This window comes from Gracilibacillus timonensis, assembly GCF_900086715.1.
Lineage (GTDB): Bacteria > Bacillota > Bacilli > Bacillales > Amphibacillaceae > Gracilibacillus > Gracilibacillus timonensis.
Genome location: NZ_FLKH01000008.1, coordinates 129102 through 148540 on the forward strand (window position 1 = coordinate 129102; position 19439 = coordinate 148540).

The following is a 19439-nucleotide window of genomic DNA, read 5'->3' on the forward strand; positions in this document are numbered from 1 at the left end:
AACATACGAACATTCCAACAGAATCACTTATTATTGTTCGAGTGTTGTACCGTTTCTATAAATCTTGATTCCCGTATCCGTATCTTCAACAACTAGCTGTTCCCGGAAAAGGGAACGATTATTTAATACTCCTATATAGTAGAAGTCCCCAACACAGCCCGCTGTATGTATAGCAAAAAGAACGTACAAAGCATGCAGATTAATCGGAAATAATGACAGCATAACTAATAAACAGGAAATAATGAAGAAAGGCATTAAAATAATAACAACAAAAGGAAGCTTGGAATAGGTTACTCCAGGATTTGCCGCATAAAACATACCGCTTTTTATTCCATACTTTACCTTTGATCCAGGCGCAAACATCTTGAAAAACATGCCATGAATCAGCTCATGAAAACAAAACATCACAAACATAGCCAACAAAAACAGGAGCATCGGAATAATATGGATTGCAATAGTCGCAGCTGGTAATATGAATAAGCCTAATGCGATCAAGAGGACGAAAATAATAATCGACCATATATTCAGCCATACGACTAGTTTTTTGTTTTGTATGATATTGATTTCTTTTAGTAGTTCCAAATTCATATGTATTCACCTCTTCCCACTTATTCTATCATAACTTCATTGTAAATCGATACTTTTCCACAACGATGATAAAGCTTCGAAGAACAGGATTTTCTTCTCTCGTCATAATGAAAATGATGTCTATCATTTTTTCACTCACATTTCAAGCAAGATGATTTACAAGCGATTCTTCTTTGTGATTTAATAATATAGTTCGTGTCAAAAACACAAATTCTATGTCTTCCTAGCCTTGGATCTTCTACTGGGCTAGATTTATTTTATATAAAGCAGAAAGGAGCATTTAACATGACTCAACTCAACCCATCAAGAAATATGATCCTTATCGTCTTTATGCTTGGCACCTTTGTCGTTGGTATGACAGAATACGTGGTAACTGGTCTTTTGACGCAATTTGCCAGTGACCTGGATGTCTCTGTATCCACAACAGGACTGCTGCTAAGTGTTTATGCTATTAGTGTGGCCATCTGTGGACCGATTCTGCGGATTGTCACCTTAAAATATCCCCCTAAACCATTATTGGTAGGATTAATGGGCGTATTTGTAATCAGTAATATCATTGCGGCTACCGCTCCAACATTTGAAATCTTATTATTGTCCAGACTGCTTTCGGCAACGATGCATGCCCCGTTCTTTGGACTATGTATGGCGATTGCGGTTAATATATCTGCACCATACAAGCGTACAGGAGCAATTGCCGCGGTACAGGGAGGTCTAACCATTTCGATTATGCTTGGTGTTCCATTCGGTTCTTTCCTTGGCGGTATGCTAGATTGGAGACTTGTATTCTGGTTTATGGCATTACTAGGTTTAGTCACATTGATAGGGCTCACCATCGTAACACCTACAGAAAAATTGGTAAAAGCACCTCACTTAAAACAAGAACTAAAAATGTTCAAAAATAGAAATGTGATCATGATGATATTAGTCATTGTCTTTGGATTTTCTGGCGTCTTTACGGCCTATACCTTTACGGAACCAATTCTTCGTGAATTTGCTAACTTTGGTGTAGCTGGTGTAACTGGAGCAATGTTCTTCTTTGGTCTTGGGGCTGTTATCGGCAACTTTGCGTCAGGAAAAATTAGTGAAAATCGGCTAACCGAATATTTAATGGGGTCACTTGGATTTTTGGCCATTGTGTTGATTCTATTTACACACGTTATCTCTTTTTCACTATTGGCATTTGTTTTTAGTTTCTTGTTTGGCGCTGGGACATTTGGTACAACCCCATTGTTAAACGCCAAAATCATCCTAGCGGCTAAGGAGGCCCCTTTATTATCTGGTACCATTGCAGCTTCCATCTTTAATCTGGCTAATTTTATTGGAGCGGCATTTGGAAGTCTGCTGTTAGATCATGGCTTCTCCTTTGTTGCCATCACTACGATCGCTGGTTGTATGATTGCCTTTGGTTTAGCCTTAACCGTCCTCACTCATTTTATTGAAGATAAATCTGTCTATCAAATGGTAGAGCAGGAATCATCTTAAGACAAAAAGTGTACAAGAGGTATCTTGAACATAAAGATCCATTCAACGTATTTGAGCAAATATCTTTGAATGGGTCTTTTTTATGGAATGTACATTTAATGTGAAGTATTCCATTGTCATGTACACACCAAATTGATTCCACCATCTTAAAGTGCATGTTCAAAAATGCCGATAAATAGGACCTCGTTGGCTAAAACCTCAGGCGTCCTGGGACTGCGATTACTCGCCCCACCGAACCCATTTGTTGCAACGCCAACACTAGTACGTCCTGTACGTCGAAAGTTCAAGGCGGCGCAGTCTCCCGGTACCGGAACAATACGTGAGGAACGAACTCACGCAGGATGTGTTGACTTCTGCGTTGCCTACAGGACGTGGGCGGTCTTAGTAGAAGTTCCTATATCGCCATCGCCAACGCAGAAATTCGCTGCGTCATTTTTGTTGATCTTTTTGAACATCCTCTTAAAGAACATCTCTGTTTATATATCGCCATTCCCATTCATTAAAGACGGCTTAAAAACAAAAGGAGCTGTCAGCCAATGCAACACATGCATTTTGCCACAGCCCTTTAATAATTAGAAACAGATGATACGTCTTCTTTTATTTCTTTCAGTAACTTCTTCATCAGCCGATGCGATACAAAGCAGATTTCATTATTCTTCATCACAACCTGACCACTGCTTCGGTCCACCTCTACAATATTCTGCTTATTAACGACAAAGGCACGATGACAGCGATACAAACACTCATGTAATGTTTCAATCTTGTTCAGTTTGCCATAGAATTCGACTTGACGATTTCTGGCATGAAGAACGATGCGGTGTTTATTAGGAGAGGTCTCAAAAAACATGATATTATCATATTCTTCAATAATAAATTTACTTTTATTTTTGATATGAATAGTTTGTTTCGTATCTTTTGTCATCAATCGTTGATAGGCAAGCTTCAAACATTCACTTACCCGCTTCTTAACATGCTGAAAGTCTCCTTTTGTTATATAGTCCATTGCTTCCACTTTATAGGAAAAGGTTAGTGCCATTAATTCCGGATGTGTAGTGATAAATACCATCGCCCCTTTCTCGTCGTACTCACGAATTTTTGCGGCCAATTCGATTCCTTCTGTTTTCGTCTGTAACTGCACATCCAAAAAATACATGCCACTTACATCATGCATTTGTACATAATCGATAATATCATTCGGATTTCCCGTAGAAATAGCGATAGACATATCTAGTGAGGAACCTTCAATGAAAGCTTGAATATATCGTGTCAACTCTTCTCTCTGGCGATTATCATCTTCACAGATAAATATTTCCAGCATTATCATCACGTACTTTCTAATATGCTATTCCAATTTCTTGTACAAAATAATCCTCTGCTGTATAGGTATCCAATGTCACTCCTTCGCATTCTGCTAGTATTTCTCTTAAGTTGCTTAATCCTAACCCCCTGTTCTCTCCTTTAGTTGAAAATCCCTTTTGATAAATTTGGTGAATCGGTGGTACATCACGGTAACTATTCTTCACAATAATAAGGTGAGCATGTTCTTTTTCAATAAAGGCGACCTGGATTCGCGGATCTTCCGCGTTCATCGCAGCCTCAATCGCATTATCCAGTATAATTCCCAGGCTACGACATAACTTCATGGTATCGATATGTAAATCGTCAACTGGTTCGGTAATATCCACAATCGTTGGAATATTAAGATCCTGTGCCTTGATGATCTTATTAGAGACGATGCCTTTTACCTCCTGAACCTTTACTTTCGATATCGCACCTAATTGATAATTATTGGATTCAAATTTCTGACCGATGGGGATAATTTTTTCGGAAAAATATTTCTTTAGTTTCTCTAAATCGTTTAAACTCAAGTATGCAGACATGGTGGATAAAATATTGATATAGTCATGGCGGAATTTTCTAATTTCGTCATACTGTAATTCTAATGCTTCCGTGTACTCTCGAAGTTGTTCGTTTTGCACTCTTTCATTCTCCATGCGAAAATTATTGGCTGCTGTACGGATGAGGACGATAAACATACTGAATAATAAGATGGTATAAAAGAGAAATAAAATGCTATTCGCTTGTATATTTTCATGGCTGAAGCCTTGCTGTTTACCCATGAAGATGTTTACATAAAAGATGATGATAGTCATAGCAACAAAGGAAATAATTAACTTCCCATATACTCCTTTAAGAAAACGATATATTTGAAATTTAGTGAATAGTTTTTTTAGTAGTAAAGATAACGCAATTATTAATAGAAATTGTATGATAAGGACACTAACAATTCTTTGTTCAGCATTCAAGTCCAATATATTCATGCTTTCTACAAAAAAAGTAAACATTTGCGCAATATAATCACCTAATACAAATAAAATAACTGGTATAAAAGTAATCAAAATACTAAGAATTGGCTGACCGATCTTTAAATACAAACATGCGATAAAGAATATTAATAGAGGAAAAATACCCATAATACCTATGATTGTAAACAATATGTAACCAACTATTTGAGAAACGATAAACATAAAGGATAATAATCGTAATCCAAATGGTTTTTCAGATAAGATATATATACCTAACACAATAGCTAATAATTGAAAAAAGATCACAAAAAAAGTAAGCATAAACATCACCACCTTGTTTTATGCTTACAGTATAGCACATATTTCTATGAAAATTTACTTATCTAGACGATCTTGTCGCAATAATTCTTTAGGAACTTCTGGTTCATAGGAAAAACCAATACATTGAGAGCCGATCGAATCCTTGCCAACTTTCATTGCAACGTTTCCTGCAACCTTTGCCACACCTTGCTTCATGCCATCAGCCAACTTGTTCTTCATAAGATTCATAATTATCATAGCTCCTTTGCAAAATTTTATATGAAACTGGAAGTATGCTAATCACTTGAATAGCCACTCCAGCTATCACCATGGTTTTTATCATCGCTATTGGTACAACCAACGCAACGATCATTAGTATAATACATGTAAGAACCGACTTATTACGTAACTTCTTGCGCTTCTTTTCCCCAATTAACGGGTGCTTTTCTGTATCTGCCGGGGCAAAATAATAGATACTTAGAATACTTAACAAAAATAGAGCCCCTATCACATAATTGCCAAGTACCACATCCCTTAAAAAGTAAGGGATTACAACAAACAGTACAACACTTACTATGGTACACACAATACTTGATTTAGCGTGTAACCCGAAAGAATATCTGCGTAGTAGCACATAAGCGCCATGGAGGATCAATGTTTCCCAAAAAACCTGTAAGAGGAAAGCTAAACCATATACGATAATTCCTTTGGTTAGATTCGTTAGAATAACCTCTATCCCTAGCTTCATCTTGAGGTAGTCTAGCTCTTCCATACTATTTTTCCCTTTTATCCATAAAGACATCCTGTTGGCAGCTCTTTCTGGCATTGCTTCAATTCTTTCAAGTTTGGATAGCAAGACTATCACTCCATCAACTAAATTTCTATCAGTTTATCACAACTTTCTACAAAATATTTATGCCTATTCCTAAATGATCACTTTTTGTTCCTAAACGAATGAAAAAGATGCCTTTAGGTCTAATGACATGTTTTTTGTCGATATTGGAGTTTTTTAGTATTAGAAAAATAATCCAGGTACCGCTCTGATGAAATAAAATGCCCCAGCATTTGCCGGATCCTGCCTTAATCAAGACAATGTTCATCAATGAAAATACAATGTCTTCATCTTAACGATCAATTAAATATTGTCCATTAGAAGCAATTACTTCTTGGTACCAAGTAAAACTATCTTTTTTTATCCTTTCTAGTTTTTTCACATCATGATCATCGCGATCCACGTAGACAAAACCATAACGTTTTCTAAAACCACTAGATGTACTCAGTAAATCTATAAAAGACCAAGCCATATATCCCCATATTTCTACTCCATCTTTCATTGCTAATTGCAACTGTTGCAGATGTTTGTTTAAGAAATCTATCCTCTCTTGATCATGAATTTTTTGATCACCCGTTACTTGATCCAAGGTCCCAATACCATTTTCCGTAATCATTATCGGAATATGATATCGATCGTAAAGTTCATTTAACAGATAACGAAAACCGATTGGATCAATCTCCCAATCCCATCTGGTCTTGTCTGTATATGTATTGGCAGCCCCTTCAAAAATACCAGGTATATTATCAAATTGTGTATCGTCATCTTCACCATCATAATTAAGCTTTAATTCTTTTTTCTCGGCTTCTGCTGAAATATATTTCACAACACGGGATTGGTAATAATTAATTCCAATAAAATCTGGTTTCGCAGATTTTATTATAGCCATATCTCCTCTCTCAATGGTAGGCTCTAACCCGTTTTCTACTAGATAATTCCACACAAAAGATCTATATTCGCCTTTCATATATAGATCCATAAATAAATATGTTCTTAAATCATCTGCATGTCTGGCTGCTAAAACATCTTCTGGTTTAGATGTTGCTGGATAATTTGGAATGATACCTAGAGCTGGTCCTATCTTTGCTTCTGGCAACATTTCACGGCACAGTTTTACTGCTTTTGCATGCGCTAAAGTCATAATATGATTCATTTCATATTTCTGTTTCTCTAATGGCACGTCAGGCGCAAACTCCATTAAATACGGTAACTGAAACATATTACTTTGCTCATTAATAGTTAGCCAGTAGTTCACATCAGGAAATTGAGTAAAAAGCACCTCACAAAATTCCTCAAAATCTACAATTACTTTCCTAGAAGACCACCCACCATATTCCTCTTGTAAGCATTGCGGTAAATCAAAATGGTAAATAGTAACAATAGGTTCTATTTGATATGCTTTTAATTTATCCAAGATACGACGATAAAATGATATTCCCTCTTGATTTATCTCTCCACGACCGTTGGGTAAAATTCTTGGCCAAGCAATAGAAAAACGATAGGCCTTTAACCCAAGCTCTCTCATAAGCTCAATGTCTTCTTCCCAGTGCTGATAATGACCAGAAGCGACACTAGGATCTGCATAATTACTGTTCATATTCTTTTCGACAACCGATAATGTTTTCCCATGAGTCAGATGTTCACCTTCGATTTGATAAGCAGAGGTTGCTGCCCCCCAAAGAAAGGAATCTGGAAATCGTTTATTTATTTGCATAGACACCTTTATCACTTCCAATCGGTTTATTACTGTTCTTCTAATTTTTTTATTCTTTGATCGAATGAACGAGAGATTTGCAATAAATTCTTTGCTATATTCCATTCACTCATAACCGTCATCAAATGATCTTGTGCATGAGTAAATAACGTTGAGAAAATAATCTCTTCTCCTTTTGCCTCTTTTTGGATTGTATCTGTCTGTACAGAGTGGGCTTGAGACATATGCTTTTTCGCTTGTGCCAACGATTCTTCAGCTAATGAAAAATCAAATGTTTCTATGTGTTTTAAAGCAACTTGAATATCTGCACGTGCATTACCTGCCCCTAATATGATTTGCATCGCGACTTCTTGTAATGCCTCTTTGTTATCTTGACTCAAATGGATCATCTCCCAAAATTGATAAATTAGGCTTACGCCTCTGCTTCTTCTGCTACTTTTTGTTTGTCATAAACCTTGACAAATGGATACCATATAATAAATGATACAATGAAGTTAACAAGTAAAAGTAGTAAGCCACTAATGTCTGTATTCACTAAATAGGTGGAAATCCCAATTGGTAAATACCATAACTGCAACACCTCTGCTGGCAATGTAATAACTCCAAATGAAAGCACCAGATAAGTGATGGCAGGCATCACAATACCATTTAACCACATCGGGATCATTAAGATTGGATTAAAGGCAACAGGAGATCCAAATACCACAGGTTCATTAATGTTAAAAATAGATGGTACAATAGTCACTCGACTAATCGCCTTCAAATGATTCGATTTTGCAATAACAAGCATGATAATTACCAATGGCAATGTGGTTCCCATACCACCAATCCAAATCCATGCCATTAACGTTTCAAACGTATGAATATTAGCAGGATTCAAGCCTTGTGCCACTTGACTTGCATTCTGTTCAATTCCTGCAATCCACATCGGAAACACAACCGGGTACAAGGCCCATGGACTGATACCAAAAGTATATAAAAACACACAAATAAAAGTAAGAATAACAAAACCAACAAAGCTTTGACCAATACTATTCAGCGGTTCAAATAGACTAAGAATCGAAGCATAAAGATCGAAACTCCCAACAATAGTAGCAAGCCATCCAGCTACTAATAAAAGGGTAATCGGTACAATTGTATCAAACCAAACAATAATAAAATCAGGTAAGGAGCTTGATTCTTTAAAAAATGAGATCTTACTAAATAAATTAAAAACAAATCCTACTAATAAACCAACGATAATAGCAACAAACATGCCGTTAGCACCGAATCTCTCAAAGGAAAAAATTATTTGTCCATCTTCATTAAAGGTTGGTGAAAGTAATAATAAAAACATCGCTGCACCAGTCAATCCGGCAATTAGTTTCCGATCATTCTTCTTCAACTTTTCCATAATAAAATATGGTGCTAAAAATGAGATAAATAAACTCATTAAACCAAACGAAAAATCACTAATAGGCTGTAAATTCGGCATATTAGGTATCACATCGTTTAGGATCATAATTAAGGTAATTAATGATCCAACAAGTATCAAAGGCAATACGCCCATGATAGATTCTTGGATGGCTGATACCCAAGCATTTCGTGTGATTTTGTTCATCTTAGGTGCAAATGATCGATTCATATATTCAATTAGTTTGTTCATGCTTATCCCACCTTAATGAATTATTCTAAACCCAATTCTTTTACAATAATGTCCAGACCTTTCTCACCATTCAATGTGCCGTATGTCATCTGATCAATGATTTGATACGGGATATTTGTACCAGCAAGCTGATCGGCAATATCGTCTTGAATATAGCTTAGATGGGGGGCAATTAACACCATCGCAATCTTGTCCATATAATCATTTAATTCTGACTCTCCACGAGCAATTACTTCCACTTCTAAACTTTTTTTCTTAGCTGCCTTTCGAATATTCTGTGCAAGAAAACCACTTGAGGCTCCTCCACTACAAATTAATAAGATGGTTTTTTTCATTTCTAAATCCTCCTTGTTTTTGTGTACTTATATTATGGCAAATTGGTGGCATGCTAACCAATATCTATCTTGCCTACCCATTGGAAATAACTTTATTTTCGAGATAGAATTGAATTGAACTATAATGAAATCAATGGTTGAAAAGGAGGGATATGGTTTATGAAAGAGAAAAATATCGAAGCGCTGATTCAAATACTGAAGGAACAGCAGGACTGGCTGACTACAAATGAAATATTACATTACTTAAATATTTCTTCCCGTACATTGAGGAATTATATCCAGTATATTAATGAACAATATCGACCATCGCTTTCGATAGAATCGTCCAGTGCTGGATATCGTTTAAAAACAGACCATGAACAAGTTATCTTTCAACCGATGGATATGAATCCGAAAAACAGAGTATACTATATCCTTCAGCAATTGATTTTAGTAGAAGAGGGGCTCGATATATTTGACTTGAGTGAGTATATGTTTGTAAGCGTACCGACTATTGAAAAAGACCTTATCGAATGCCGGAAACTGACCTCAGATTACAACTTAAGCATTGATCGCACTCAAGATCGTCTCTTTCTGCATGGAAAAGAAATTGACAAACGAAAAATAATGAGCTTTATTTATTATAAGGAATACAATACTACCTTTTATAACATTATTGATCTAGAAAAAATATTTGGTTATGAGCTACACACTTTTAAAGAAGAGTTATTGGAAATCGTTCAACAGCATGGCTATGATATTAACGAATACACATTAGGTAATATTATTTATCACATTATTATATCAATTGAACGCATGCAGGATAATCAATACGTTCATCATCTAGCCTATCCATATAAAGAAACATTTATTTCCATGACCATTGTCCATGAAATTCAAGACTTAATTGAATCATACTTCCATGTTCATATGGACAAAAATGAATTATATTATTTACAAGCACTGATTAGTAGTAAAACGACTAATTTATCAGAAGATAAAGGAAATATAGTTAAAGCACCATTTTGGAATCTAATTCATGAGATCATCGAAAAAGTGAATGAAAATTATTTCATTAATTTGGAAGATGATGAATTTAAAACCAAGTTTGCTCTGCATGTTCAGAACTTGGTGATAAGAACTTCTAATCACTTTTCATCCAAAAATCCTTTAACACAGTCAATTAAAACGTCTTCTCCACTTATTTATGATTTATCTGTCTATATCAGTAATTTGATTTCAGAAAAATTAGATATAGACTTGCATGAAGATGAAATCACCTATATTGCATTACATGTAGGAAGCTGCTTAGAATTAAAACAAAAACACCATGATCAGCTTGAGGTTATACTAATTTGTCCAGCTTATAATAATTTACAATTTCAACTAAAGGAGAAAATAGAGCATTACTTTGCTAACCAGTTACGTGTGGTAAAAATAATAACGAGAGTGGATAAAGAATTAACTGACATAAAAACAGATTTTCTTATTTCTACTGTAGAAGTGCCATTACATCTGAATCTTTCGCAGGTAGTTATTAGTACTTTTTTAACCTCTGATGATGTACTTAATATACAAAAACTACTCAACAGGAAAAAGAAGGAAAAACGGCAGCAACATATAAAACAAAATCTTCTGTCTCTATTTGACCGTCGTCTTTTTATGTTAAGTGATCAGACATTTAATGACGAGTTTGAAGTAATCCCTTTTATCACAGAGAAAATGGCCACGCTTCATTTAGTGAAAGACGATTTTATTGATAACGTAATAAAAAGAGAGAAGCTATCCTCTACCTCGTTCAACAATATTGTAGCCGTCCCCCATTCTATCCATATGGATGCTTTGCAAACAACTATTGCTGTACTAATTACCAAGAAACCGATCAAATGGGGGGAAGCAGATAACATTCGAATTGTCTCGTTAATTGCTATGAACAAGAATGAACGCAATATATATCGGGATATATATGACGAATACATTAAAATTCTTTCTAGCCCTTCAAATGTGAGTAAACTTGCAAATTCCAAATCCTATGAAGCATTCATTGACCAATTAATGGATTTTATTGATCAGCAGGAAACATAAAAAATAAAAGTCATGCCCTTGATGGACATGGCTTTTTCTTTTCACAAAATAGCTTTAATCTCTTTAAAAAAGGGAATACATTACCAGAACAAAAAAGGACGTTAGACATCCTATCTATATTTAATTGATTATCTATGTATAGTCCGAATAATTAGGCATTATCAACAGTTATATTTTTTATTTCAAGCAAAAATTCAATCTAAAAAGCAGGAAAATGGCAGTTTAATGGAGAAATAAGTTCTACCATGTCCAATTCTGTCTTCAAAGAGAGGGGTAAACAAGATGAGTAATATATTAATGACTGGTGGTACCGGCTTAGTAGGAACAGAACTAGTAGCTCACTATTTACATCAAGGAAACCAGGTGATTGTGCTAACACGAAGCGAGCGAACGTCTGAACATCCTGGATTACATTATGTCAATTGGCAAGAAAACGGCTGGGAGACTGCTATTCCCAACATTGATGTGGTCATTAATTTGGCAGGCGCAAGCTTGAGTGAGCGCTGGACAAAAGAGCATAAAAAGGCAATGCTGCAAAGCCGAATCGATACAACCGAACGATTATATAACTTTTTTCAAACAGAGGGGTACTCCCCAACGGTATTATTTAATGCGAGTGCGATCGGCTATTATCCACCTTCTAAATCAGCTGTTTATGATGAATCCCATGTTTACGAGGAGCCGCATGACTTCCTATCAACGATCGTTCATCAATGGGAGGCTGCCGCCAAGAAATTTGAGGCACTCGGCACCAGAGTAGTGATTGGTCGATTTGGTGTGGTCTTTTCTGAAAAAGGCGGCGCACTGGCACGCATTATCTTACCTTATAAATTATTTGCTGGTGGTCAGCTTGGCGATGGAAAGCAGTGGTTTTCTTGGATTCACCTCGATGATGTCACTCGAGCTACCGTGCACTTAATAGCAGACAAGCAAGCAGAAGGGGCCTATAACATCACCAGTCCTAATCCTATCCGACAGCGACATCTCGGTAAATTAATCGGACGAATCATGGCCAGACCGCATTACGCACCGGTTCCTGCTTCTTTATTGCGAGTCCTATTAGGCGAACAGGCCACAATTATTTTAGATGTGCAGAAGGTCTTGCCTAAGCGCTTGGATAGAGCAGGTTTTACGTTTCACTATCCAACTGCTCTCTTGGCGCTTGAAGATATTTTAGCAAAAGAAAAAGCGTAATTAGGCACTTCTCTTATTTTGATACTGCCGAGCGATTAGAAGATATACCCTGCGTTCCCGGAATGTATAACGAGACAGTCTACAAATGGCGACAAATCAACATTATCCTCTCGTTATATAAATGAATATATAACGAGCTTGAAATTCCCAAAATCCTATTGTATCAGCATTTCTCGTTATAAAATAGTGTTTTTCTCGGGAATCCAGGATATACAGCTGGTTCATCGATTACCTTATACCCTCTGCAAGACTTTACAGAAGAAGAACGTGCCGATATGATAGAAAGGGATGGATTACAATTCAGCCATACGATGGAAACCCAGATTCGCGAACAATTGCAGACTGGGGTTTTGTTAAAGTGGAAGAGTATATCCTCTCTCCCGCCATTTCAAGCAAGTTTGGCCATTAAGCAATCATAAGAAAGGTGAGAAAATGAAACTACGCACACTAGAAGAAAAGGACCTACCATTTATTCATGAATTGAACAACGAACACGCGATTATGACCTACTGGTTTCGAGAGCCATATGAATCCCTCACGAAACTAAAGCATCTCTTTCAAAAGCATTTTCTAGATGAATCCGAAAGAAGATTTGTGATAGAGGATGGTGAGGATTTAGTCGGGATCGTGGAATTAGTAGCGATTAACCATATTCATCGTAATTGTGAGATTCAAATCATCATCAAACCAGAGTTTGGCGGCAAAGGTTATGCCAAGTTCGCCTTTCATCAGGCCGTGGATTATGCCTTCCATATCCTAAACATGTACAAGGTCTTTCTCTTTGTCGACACAACCAATGAAAAGGCCGTTCATATCTACAAAAAACAAGGATTTATTTTGGAAGGTACGTTAAAAGAACACTTTTATACCAATGGCGCGTATAAAGATGCTTATATTATGTCCATCTTTAAACGGGATTGGCTGGCAGATCATACATAAAGACTAACGTATGGTCCCCCTCAACGGATCAAGTTGGTTTCCCAATCCACCGCACTTTGCAGTGGATTGGAAATGCTTAAGATCCTTTCCCATTTTTATCTCCCTCTCATACTTTTCATATCCTGCTCTTTCATTCGTTTTTTCTCATTTTCTCGTATAATCGTTGTATAATGACCTTAATCAAGGCAGTGAGATAGGTATCTATCAGCTACTCAAAAGGAAGGTGCAACCTATGAATAAACAACTAATCTACTATGGAAATCTATGTATCGATCATTGTTCGGTATACCTTGCAACCACAGACGAAGGAGTATGTTTTGTCGGTATCCCTAATCATGGCATTGGAGAAGTGCAGGATTGGGTAGAAAAAAAGAAACCCGACTCCTCATTAATCGAGGATCAGAACAAAATCAGGCCTTACAGCGATCAGTTAGTCGAATTTATCCATGGGAAACGGCAATCCTTCAACCTGCCACTGGATATCACGGGCACACCTTTTCAAAGGGCCGTCTGGAAAGAACTCAGCCGTATCCCCTATGGTCAAGTGTTGACTTATACAGATATCGCTGAGCAAATTGGAAATCCTCAAGCCGTACGAGCGGTTGGTGCGGCAATTGGAGCAAATCCACTGATGTTTTTTATTCCCTGTCATCGTGTTTTGAGTAAAAAGGGGGATTTGACAGGCTTTCGTGGCGGTTTAGCGTTGAAAGAATCTTTATTAGCACTTGAAAGCGAGGGAAAGTGTTAGCAGATGTTTCATCATTCTATAAAATCAGGCTCAACCAAGGCATTTTTCTGGAAAATATGTTGAAATAAATGGTATTATTACGATATACCGTTTATCAGAAAAATATGAATATTTATACTTTCACATCCTAATGATTTTATAGAAAAAGGTGAAAACGATGTATTATTCCTTTGAGGTACCCTTTTATAAAAGATTCAGTGATAAGAAGTTTTATTACAATAGTAAGGGGGAAACGGTTGGAGCGATCCAGCGGTTTTACTAGAGTTCCTTCCAAAAACTCTCCACCGTCTTGATTGATGGCCTGTTCTTACATATCTCCAGCGAAGATACGCAAGGAGAGTCTAAAGTCGTGGCTGAACACCATCATTACACCTTACGACACAAGTGGGATGTCCATTATAATCAAAAGACTTTTCTTTTAGAGGATAAAACAAAGGTCAAGAGTCATCCCATCTTTCATTTTCACTATAATGACAAAGAGTATGTGATCACAAAGAAATTTGCCAATAAGTTTATTCATATACAAGAGTCAGACAGCAATCAATTAGCTGCTGAATGGAAATTTTTAAACTTCAAACTTCCTCGAAAAGCGCGAATAGAAATCATGAGCCAGGACTTGGACATTCATTTGGTGATGTGTGTGTTTCTTATTTTGGTTTCTATTTATTAAGGACGTCACTTAAAGAAAGCCATGCAAAACAAACATGTGGATTTCCACGTTTTTATTTCGACATGGCTTTCTTTAATGAAAATGCTTTAAAAAACTCGCCTTCAATCATCACCTTCATCTGGACTACTCGCTCTCTTTGTTACCTCCTGCCTGTGCATTCCCGTTTTCATTCTTATAGGGGTTTAGATGTTTATCTTTTGTTACAAGGGTTTCGCCAAATAAATCATAGCTCAAATACTCATCGTACCGTCCTACCACTTCAGCGAGTTTCTTTTCATAAATAACCTCTTTCATTGGGTGAAGATCGCTTGGATGCCGATGATCAGCGTCGATATATGCCTTGATATATTTTCTTAATTCCCCTATTTCATATTTCTCCATTTCTTCCTTGGTGAACTCACCTTCATATTTCTTTCGTTCCATTTCAATATTCCAGGCTCTTTCTCGCTCCATAAATTGAATCAGTTCATTTTCTACAACCCCACGCACTTTGAAATTTTCTGCGAATAACTCATTTGGTGTGACTTCTAATGTTTGCATAATCTTCTCTAACGTTTGGAACGTAGGATGGTTTACCCCTCGTTCTATCTTCGAAAGGTTTTGTAGATTAATACCAATTTTGTTTGCCAGTTCTTGCTGCGTCCAGCCTTTATACTTTCTAATTTTTTTCAAATTCTGACCTATGTAACTTGAGCTCATTTCTATACACCTCCACATGTTAATCGCACAAGGATTATTATTCACTAGTAAATCCAAAAACAACCTTGACAATTACCTCTATAGCGATTATGATTAAATGAATCCAAAATAACCTTTATAGATTTAATATATATATTATAACCTATTATTTTTGATTTAAAAATCATTCTTTAACGATTAATTGACAAAATTTTTTCTAGCTTTACGTGTTTGTTATTCATATAGTATCACAGCATACTTTTAACCGATTGACGTAATCGATAAACAATAGAAAAAGAGGAGGAGCAGAATGGAGCAGTTGGAAATAGAAATAAACCGAAAGTTATTTTTTACAGAAATGGAGGTAAAGCTCGTTGATGCCACTTTTAGTCTAATGGTGGATAGGGAAAGAGTGATTGATGATGTCATTTCTACCCTCATTGAACTGATCGAATTGTTCTATGTGGAACAGCAAATAATTATGAAATCGCTTCATGAGGTAGTGCATGAAACGAATGAATAGTCTGGCCCATCTACGATCTCAGAAAGTGTCTAAAAACGTCATCCCTCTCCTAGATAGGCACTTTCTGATATGGTCCTGCTCGCTAATTTTTCGTCTTTATTCCATAAGTCAGTATCAGCTTCGTACCTGATGAATTACTATCAATGGAGAGATCAATCCCCAGTAATTTCGGTACTTCATGAATGATATTTAAACCTTTTCGATCCGATTGCTGCAGCTTCTGGTCAGGATTAAAACCGATACCATCATCACGAATAATCAATCGCTGTTCTTGTTCATCCGCTACTCCTTCGATGGTTAAATGACTGGCTTCAGAATGATAGAGCACATTTTGCAAAATATTATCAATCAATCGCTCAAACCATACCTTATCCAGTTCCCAAGTCATATCAGCTGTTACCTGCAACTGCCAGCTTATCCCTTTGTGCTTAAGCGCATTCTGCCATTTGTCCACCATGTCATTCATACACTCTTCCAAATCAATAAGCGTTAAGTGAGTCATAATCGCCTCCGTGTTTATATCATTTTTATGATAAATCCGGTCACTAAGCGTGGCGATAATATTCGCATTTTTATTAATTTCTTGAATGGCTTCTTCTTTGTTCTGTTGGGTTTGTAAGTAATATAAATTAATTTTGATAATCGATAATGGTGTCTTAATATCATGCGACAGTTGATCGAGATATTTTTTTCTAAATTCTTCTGATTCCTCATATTTGCTTTGATTATACTGTAATTGATCAATGAGTATATTGATCGATTCACTTAAATACTGCATATCCTTATATTTTAGATCTGCCGTATTCACAGGATCTGGATAGTTCTGATCCTTGGCAATATCTCGAATCAAATTGGAAAGATGGGTAATCTCCGATGATATATTGACGATAATTCTAGAAAGATAAAACACATATAATAATATCATCGTGGAAAATAACATTAACACATAAAAATAGTTATCTTCCGCCTTAAATGGCGTGTCCGTGCCGTTGAAATAATTTTGGAGGAGATGGGTTCCCAGCACGATATAGTTAGACAACATCAAGGCAAATGGAAAGAATAAGATCGATAGAAACGTGAAAAACAAAATTTTCTTATTCATCTATCTCGTTCCTCTGGATTTACCATCTTGTACCCATAGCCATAAATCGTTTGAATTAGCCGACCTTCCGCATCTATTTTTTGCCGTAAACTGTTCATATAAACACTCAGACTATTTGCTTGACTGCCAGCTCCATCCGTTCCCCAGATATGATGAATAATCTGTTCTCTAGATAGGCTAAGGTGGATGTTGTCACACAGATAAAAAAACAGCTTACTTTCTGTTTTGCTTAGTGGGATTTCCATCCATGGATCACAGTGAAAAATAGTTTGGGTGCGTGTGTCCACTGCTATTTGATCCAAGTACATGATCTTTCCATATCTATCTCGCAATACATTTTTGAGCCTTGCGATTAGCTCCAGCGGTTCAAAAGGTTTGGGGATAAAATCATCGCCAAGTTCAAGCCCCTTGATTTTATCGTCAATTTGGCTATGTGCCGTAAGAAAAACAACCGGCTTCTCAGGATACATTGTTTTGATTCGTTTACAGATCTCGTAGCCACTATCAAATGGAATTTCAATATCCAATAAAAAGATATCGAGCTCATCAAAGATTGCATCATCAAATCGATTATCTGTTTTTACAACCACCTTTTGAAAATACTCACCTAAAAATACATCTAAGAAACGGGAGATATCTAGATCATCTTCCAGCACAAAAATATCGAGCTTTTTAAGTATGTCTTCCATCTATGGATCACCTGTCTTTTTTGTCATCATTAAACGAGCAAATAATCGCCCTTTATTTATAAATTCTTTCGATATACCAACTTGACATTTAACAGCAGCATACCAATCATTAATACCATCAACAGCCCTATCCCTATTATAGTGGATGAGACGACATTCTCGTAATAATACGTAGGATCAATCATCACCAAGCCCAGCCTGTAGCCAAATGCAGGCGGAATCAGATAAGAAAAAGGGGCAGCCATAAAAATCATGGACAGCAAAGAAACCCCTATGCCTATTGAGATACTTGCCACCAGATGCTGCGTCCATTGAATAATCACGGCAAATCCCAACAAAATGGTGAGCACAACAATAACATTCAAAACCGTATAGGAAGACGTCAGCAACCACATATTGCCCCAATCACCATCTACTATCGCATAAAATAATAAGAGAATAACCAACTGCAGCAAATAAATGGCGAATATCATTAAACCAGCTACCGCTATTTTTGAAAAGAGCAGTTTAACTCGTGATTCAGGATACGTGATCCAATCAAGATAGGTTTTGTTTTTGTACTCGATATAAAACACATACGAAATCAGCACACTCATAATAATTGGCAATAGCATAAAATACTGATTGTAGTAAGTAAAGTAAAAACCATTTTGCAGACTGGTATCTCCATTATTGAAGAAAAAATTAGCCAAATTCATCAATAAGGGGAGCAGACTGAGAGCGACAATAACTAAGGTTACTTTTTCACTTTTCATTTTGATCCATTCATTGTTTATCAGCTTCATCATTTGGATTCACCTCCACTAGGTCAGATGACATCAGTCGAATATATACATCTTCCAAGGTTAATTTCTCGGTATTTTCATAGGTACCTTCATCGTTAGCTGTCAGACGATGGTACGTAGCTTTATTTAGCAGAAAATATTGACGGTTCTTTTTATCTGCTAAGATAGTCATTTCGTTTGCGATAGCATTTGACTGGGATGGAACCGGACCATAGATATATTCCTTATCGCTATTTTCCAATTCTAAGATTTTTTCACCTTGTCGCATAAATATGAGTGTATCAGCAACCAAAGCGACTTCATTTAAATGATGACTCGATATTAGAATAATTCTCGATTCGGTTTTAATCTTTTGTTCGATCAACTGCCGTAATTCCTTCATCCCCATTGGATCTAAGCCATTGGTAGGCTCATCCAATAACAATAAATCTGGATCCCCCATTAATGCCTTGGCCACGCCAAGACGCTGTTTCATTCCCATTGATAATTCCTTGAATTTCTTCGTTTGGGCATTTACTAGGTCGACCATTTCTAATAAGTCATCGATTCCAGCCTCACTAGCAGTTATCTTCAGATAAGAAGCGTGGAGTTGTAGATTCTCCTCACAAGTAAGCTGAGGATAAAAGGCTGGATATTCAATTAATTTCCCAATCTTCAGCTGATCCACTTCTGGTAAAATATCGCCTTGGTAATCAATGGTGTTTAATAATGCCTTAAATAACGTGGTCTTTCCTACCCCGTTTGGACCTAATAATCCATATATTTTTCCTTTTTCTAATTCAAGATCAATCCCTTTTAGGATCCTGGTCTCCCCTGTTTGGTAACGCACATCCCGAAGTTCCATT

21 protein-coding genes and 1 pseudogene are annotated in these 19439 nt (G+C 36.6%); 8 read left to right on the plus strand and 14 right to left on the minus strand.

The window, feature by feature from the left end; all coding sequences use genetic code 11:
- Positions 1-30 precede the first annotated feature (30 nt).
- Positions 31-588 carry a DUF3267 domain-containing protein gene (locus BN6556_RS01735; protein WP_066186342.1) on the minus strand — a complete coding sequence of 186 codons (558 nt, stop codon included), beginning with the start codon at positions 586-588 and terminating at the stop codon, positions 31-33.
- A gap of 285 nt (positions 589-873) precedes the next feature.
- On the opposite strand from BN6556_RS01735, the gene BN6556_RS01740 reads away from it, so the two are divergent.
- Positions 874-2070, plus strand: a complete 1197-nt coding sequence (locus tag BN6556_RS01740; protein ID WP_066186345.1) for an MFS transporter — start codon at positions 874-876, stop codon at positions 2068-2070.
- A gap of 565 nt (positions 2071-2635) precedes the next feature.
- On the opposite strand, the gene BN6556_RS01745 is transcribed toward BN6556_RS01740, so the two are convergent.
- The 8 genes from BN6556_RS01745 to BN6556_RS01775 form a co-directional block, all read right to left on the minus strand.
- The gene (locus BN6556_RS01745; protein WP_235817431.1) at positions 2636-3394 is read right to left on the minus strand and encodes a LytR/AlgR family response regulator transcription factor; all 759 of its coding nucleotides are present in this window, start codon (positions 3392-3394) and stop codon (positions 2636-2638) included.
- A gap of 10 nt (positions 3395-3404) precedes the next feature.
- Positions 3405-4697 carry a sensor histidine kinase gene (locus tag BN6556_RS01750; protein ID WP_066186348.1) on the minus strand — a complete coding sequence of 431 codons (1293 nt, stop codon included), beginning with the start codon at positions 4695-4697 and terminating at the stop codon, positions 3405-3407.
- A 54-nt stretch (positions 4698-4751) separates the two neighbouring features.
- Positions 4752-4925 (minus strand): cyclic lactone autoinducer peptide, encoded by a 174-nt coding sequence (locus tag BN6556_RS21445; RefSeq protein WP_161485665.1) that lies wholly within the window; start codon positions 4923-4925, stop codon positions 4752-4754.
- Entirely contained in the window at positions 4897-5532 is a 636-nt protein-coding gene (locus tag BN6556_RS01755) for an accessory gene regulator B family protein (protein WP_066186351.1), read from the minus strand. Before BN6556_RS01755 ends, BN6556_RS21445 begins: the two co-directional genes overlap by 29 nt.
- Before the next feature lie 268 nt (positions 5533-5800).
- Positions 5801-7222 carry a glycoside hydrolase family 1 protein gene (locus BN6556_RS01760; RefSeq protein WP_066186620.1) on the minus strand — a complete coding sequence of 474 codons (1422 nt, stop codon included), beginning with the start codon at positions 7220-7222 and terminating at the stop codon, positions 5801-5803.
- 29 nt (positions 7223-7251) lie between these two features.
- A complete protein-coding gene (locus BN6556_RS01765) occupies positions 7252-7602 on the minus strand; it encodes a PTS lactose/cellobiose transporter subunit IIA (protein WP_392388581.1) in 351 nt (116 codons plus the stop codon).
- A 32-nt stretch (positions 7603-7634) separates the two neighbouring features.
- Complete coding sequence (locus tag BN6556_RS01770; RefSeq protein WP_066186355.1) at positions 7635-8867, minus strand: PTS sugar transporter subunit IIC; 1233 nt, start codon at positions 8865-8867, stop codon at positions 7635-7637.
- Positions 8868-8887: 20 nt separating this feature from the next.
- Complete coding sequence (locus tag BN6556_RS01775; RefSeq protein WP_066186358.1) at positions 8888-9202, minus strand: PTS sugar transporter subunit IIB; 315 nt, start codon at positions 9200-9202, stop codon at positions 8888-8890.
- A 159-nt stretch (positions 9203-9361) separates the two neighbouring features.
- Here BN6556_RS01775 and BN6556_RS01780 point away from each other — a divergent pair, with 159 nt between their 5' ends.
- The 6 genes and pseudogenes from BN6556_RS01780 to BN6556_RS01800 all read left to right on the plus strand — a co-directional run.
- Positions 9362-11266 carry a BglG family transcription antiterminator gene (locus BN6556_RS01780; RefSeq protein WP_066186361.1) on the plus strand — a complete coding sequence of 635 codons (1905 nt, stop codon included), beginning with the start codon at positions 9362-9364 and terminating at the stop codon, positions 11264-11266.
- A gap of 282 nt (positions 11267-11548) precedes the next feature.
- Positions 11549-12460: a TIGR01777 family oxidoreductase gene (locus BN6556_RS01785; RefSeq protein ID WP_066186365.1), complete on the plus strand. Its 912-nt coding sequence runs from the start codon at positions 11549-11551 to the stop codon at positions 12458-12460.
- A 275-nt stretch (positions 12461-12735) separates the two neighbouring features.
- Complete coding sequence (locus BN6556_RS22025; protein ID WP_161485666.1) at positions 12736-12879, plus strand: hypothetical protein; 144 nt, start codon at positions 12736-12738, stop codon at positions 12877-12879.
- 13 nt (positions 12880-12892) lie between these two features.
- Positions 12893-13399, plus strand: coding sequence for a GNAT family N-acetyltransferase (locus BN6556_RS01790; RefSeq protein WP_066186366.1), 507 nt, complete (start codon positions 12893-12895; stop codon positions 13397-13399).
- A gap of 232 nt (positions 13400-13631) precedes the next feature.
- Positions 13632-14147, plus strand: a complete 516-nt coding sequence (locus BN6556_RS01795; RefSeq protein ID WP_066186367.1) for a methylated-DNA--[protein]-cysteine S-methyltransferase — start codon at positions 13632-13634, stop codon at positions 14145-14147.
- Positions 14148-14424: 277 nt separating this feature from the next.
- Positions 14425-14817, plus strand: a pseudogene (locus BN6556_RS01800) (tubby C-terminal domain-like protein); the annotation flags it as partial.
- A 123-nt stretch (positions 14818-14940) separates the two neighbouring features.
- Here BN6556_RS01800 and BN6556_RS01805 read toward each other — a convergent pair.
- Entirely contained in the window at positions 14941-15516 is a 576-nt protein-coding gene (locus BN6556_RS01805) for a helix-turn-helix domain-containing protein (RefSeq protein WP_066186373.1), read from the minus strand.
- Between the two features lie 289 nt (positions 15517-15805).
- Between BN6556_RS01805 and BN6556_RS01810 the strand changes: the two genes are divergently transcribed.
- The gene (locus tag BN6556_RS01810; RefSeq protein ID WP_066186375.1) at positions 15806-16018 is read left to right on the plus strand and encodes a hypothetical protein; all 213 of its coding nucleotides are present in this window, start codon (positions 15806-15808) and stop codon (positions 16016-16018) included.
- Between the two features lie 82 nt (positions 16019-16100).
- Here BN6556_RS01810 and BN6556_RS01815 read toward each other — a convergent pair whose 3' ends face one another.
- From BN6556_RS01815 to BN6556_RS01830, 4 genes are read right to left on the minus strand one after another with little or no spacing between them, the layout of a single operon-like run.
- Positions 16101-17120: a sensor histidine kinase gene (locus tag BN6556_RS01815; protein WP_066186378.1), complete on the minus strand. Its 1020-nt coding sequence runs from the start codon at positions 17118-17120 to the stop codon at positions 16101-16103.
- Positions 17117-17809: a response regulator transcription factor gene (locus BN6556_RS01820; protein ID WP_066186381.1), complete on the minus strand. Its 693-nt coding sequence runs from the start codon at positions 17807-17809 to the stop codon at positions 17117-17119. The genes BN6556_RS01815 and BN6556_RS01820 overlap by 4 nt, the downstream gene beginning before the upstream one ends.
- A 56-nt stretch (positions 17810-17865) precedes the next feature.
- A complete protein-coding gene (locus tag BN6556_RS01825; RefSeq protein WP_066186384.1) occupies positions 17866-18597 on the minus strand; it encodes an ABC transporter permease in 732 nt (243 codons plus the stop codon).
- Positions 18575-19438, minus strand: a complete 864-nt coding sequence (locus BN6556_RS01830) for an ABC transporter ATP-binding protein (protein WP_066186386.1) — start codon at positions 19436-19438, stop codon at positions 18575-18577. Before BN6556_RS01830 ends, BN6556_RS01825 begins: the two co-directional genes overlap by 23 nt.
- Position 19439: the final 1 nt, after the last annotated feature.